The organism is Thermoleptolyngbya sp. M55_K2018_002 (assembly GCF_015295965.1).
GTDB lineage: Bacteria > Cyanobacteriota > Cyanobacteriia > Elainellales > Elainellaceae > Thermoleptolyngbya > Thermoleptolyngbya sichuanensis.
On the sequence record NZ_DVEA01000386.1, the window covers coordinates 1 to 2987 of the forward strand.

Annotated in this window: 2 protein-coding genes and 2 tRNA genes; 3 read left to right on the forward strand and 1 reads right to left on the reverse strand. The window is 56.4% G+C overall.

Translation table 11 applies throughout. From position 1 onward, the window contains the following. Positions 1–148: 148 nt before the first annotated feature. Positions 149–400 (forward strand): group 1 truncated hemoglobin, encoded by a 252-nt coding sequence (locus IGS51_RS19805; protein ID WP_297080509.1) that lies wholly within the window; start codon positions 149–151, stop codon positions 398–400. Positions 401–828: 428 nt separating this feature from the next. Next, on the forward strand, positions 829–2544 hold the full coding sequence (locus IGS51_RS19810; RefSeq protein ID WP_367279387.1) for a metallophosphoesterase: 1716 nt from the start codon (positions 829–831) through the stop codon (positions 2542–2544). A 14-nt stretch (positions 2545–2558) separates the two neighbouring features. Here IGS51_RS19810 and IGS51_RS19815 read toward each other — a convergent pair. After that, a tRNA-His gene (locus IGS51_RS19815) sits at positions 2559–2631 on the reverse strand. Between the two features lie 282 nt (positions 2632–2913). On the opposite strand from IGS51_RS19815, the gene IGS51_RS19820 reads away from it, so the two are divergent. Then, positions 2914–2987: transfer RNA gene (locus IGS51_RS19820), tRNA-Pro, on the forward strand.

A 2987-nucleotide genomic window follows, 5' to 3' on the forward strand; every position in this document is an offset into this window, starting at 1 on the left:
ACCCCTTCGTGGTTCTTAGCACAGGGACAGTTATCACAGACTATACAGACTATTCAGAAAGCTCTGGATATTAGGTCAACATTGTTGAATATTTCGGCTTTTCCAAAATACTTTATGGGACATTAAAAACAACCTGCCAGAGGAGACATTGCAAAAGCGCCATCAAAAAGCGTTTATGACCTACGCCTTTGGGGGGGCTAATCACTGGAACGGTCGGCCGATGAGAGATGCCCACAGCAGCCTAGTTGCGGAGATGGGGTTAACGGATCACCATTTTGATGCGATCGCCGAAGATCTGGTCGCCACGCTGGTCGAGCTAGAGGTTCCCCAAGCCCTAATTGACGAGGTGGTGGAAATTGTGGGATCGGTTGCCCATCGCAACGATGTTTTGAATCGCTAAAAGTTTTGAATCACTTGATCCAAGAAAGCCAGGACTTACGCACTTGCGATAAGCTCTCTGGATTTTGGACAATTTCTCGCGGGCTGCGCCCGCGAGAAATTGTCCAACTGCGTAAGTCCTAAAGGCAATAACTTGGCGATGAATTTGGCAAAATTGGGGTGAAGAGGCAGGGTGAATGAGTTTTAACTCTGTAAAGTTGATTTGTATCCTCTTTCCCAATGCCCATCATGCACCCCCAATGGCAACCTTGGAAGTTCCCGTGGAATGATTTTCGGAACACTTTTGGGAACACTGTTCAGAACGTTTTTCGGAATACTTTTCGGAACGCCTTTCGGAGCAATTTTTGGAATTCCTTGAGAAATACTTGCCGGAGTATTCAATGGAAAGCCGGATGGAACCCGACTGGGCAGTGGCGATCGCCCTTTCTCATCCTGCTCGTCCTGACGCTGACCTATGGCTGTGTCGCCGCCAATCGCCCCGCTGCCACGCTGCTCACTGACCCGTTTTTGCAACTGCCCACGCCGACCAGCGTCCGCGTCGTCTGGTTTACCGAGTTTGAGGGCGGCGAGCATCGGGTGGAATATGGCGACGGGTTCCAGCAGCGGGCGATCGCCACCACCACAAAGCTATCCCGCGTGCGCGAAGACCAGCGATCGCGCGTCGGCCAGCAGACCGAACCCGGCCAGGTCTATCAGCAGCCCACGCCCCGCGACATCTGGCGGCACGAAGCCGAAGTGACGGGCCTGACACCGGGGCAGCGCATTCCCTATCGCGTCGCCAGCCTGCGGGCCAATGGGCTATTCACACGGGCGATCGCCAGCCGCCCCTTTACCCTGGCTCCCCTGCCGCCGCCCGGTACGCCGCTCAAAATCCTGCTCACCTCCGACCACCAGAGTATGCCCATGACCGCCACTAACCTGCAAAAGGTCGTGGAGACAGTGGGACAGGTAGATGCGGTTTTTTTGGCAGGCGACACGGTGAACATCCCCGACCGCGCCTCGGAATGGTTTGATGACAATCGCGGCGGCGCATTCTTCCCCTGCCTCCAGGGTCGCGCCAGCTATTCCCTAGAGCGCAACGGCACTACGCGGGTTTACACTGGCGGCGAAATCATTCAGCACGCGCCGATATACGTGGCAATCGGCAACCACGAAATCATGGGGCGCTACGGCCGCCTAGATAGCTTGAACGGCGAATTTGAAGACGCAATTCCCCGTGATGTAGCGCTGCGGCTCTACGGCCCCAACGGGCTAAACAGCACCGCCTTCAGCACCGACACCTACGAAGAAATCTTCAGCCTGCCCCAGAGTCCAGAGGGCGGCGAAACCTACTACGCCACAACTATTGGCGATGTGCGATTGGTATCGCTGTTTGCCACCAACCTGTGGCGCGTGCCCAGCCTAGATCCCTCCGCCAAGGGGCGCTTCCGCGAACCCGAAGCCAAGCTCAATAACCGCGAAGACTGGGGTTATGGGCAAATTATCTTTGAGCCAATCCGCAAGGGCAGCCCGCAATACAACTGGCTAAAGCAGGAGCTGAGCAGCCCGGAGTTTCGGCAGGCCCGCTATAAGATCGTGATGCTGCACCACCCAACCCATACCCTGGGGGATAACGTCGTGCCGCCTTATACCGACCCCATTCGCGTAGTGGAGCGCAACGCCGAGGGCAGCCCTGCGGTGATTCGCTACGATTACCCAAAGTCGGACGACTATTTGCTGAGGGATGTGATGCCGCTGCTGGAGGCGGCGCAGGTGCAACTGGTGCTGTACGGGCATTCTCACGTCTGGAACCGCTTCCGCACGCCTGCGGGCCTGCACCTGCTGGAAACCTCCAACGTGGGCAATACCTACGGGGCCTATTGGGAACCGCAGCCCCGGAAGCTGCCCGATCTGAACCCGCAATTCTACAACCTGGAGAACTACGTGACGGCTGGCGATCCGGGCGGGCTGGAACCGATTACGCCGACCCTTGCGCCCGTGACGGGGGATGATGGACAGCCGCTGCCGTTTCTCTCCAGCAACGACATCACCGCCTTCACCATTTTCGACACAGGCACGGGCACCATCAGCAGCTACCGCTTCGACACGCGCACCCCGGATGCGCCCGTGGTCAAGTTCGATGAGTTTCAGCTTGGCGTGGGATAGGGACGTGAAACAAGGGCGAACGATGGGACTCGAACCCACGAATGGCGGAACCACAATCCGCTGCCTTAACCACTTGGCTACGCTCGCCGTACAGTACCCTCTACAGGCGAATACTAGTATAGCATTTGGCTGATGGGACTGGTCACAAATTTTGTGCCTTTTGATCTTAGAACTTACGCAGTTGGGCAATTTCTTGCGGACACAGCCCGCGAGAAATTGCCCAAAATCCAGAAAGCCTATCGCAAGTGCGTAAGTCCTGGGTCTGTTTGATCTTTGTGATCTTGTGATCTGGTGTATGGGAATATCTATGACCCCAACTTCCGACTCAGCTATCCAGTCCGCTATACTAGGGAAGGCGACAATTCGCTTCGGGATGTAGCGCAGCTTGGTAGCGCGCCTGCTTTGGGAGCAGGATGCCGCAGGTTCAAATCCTGTCATCCCGA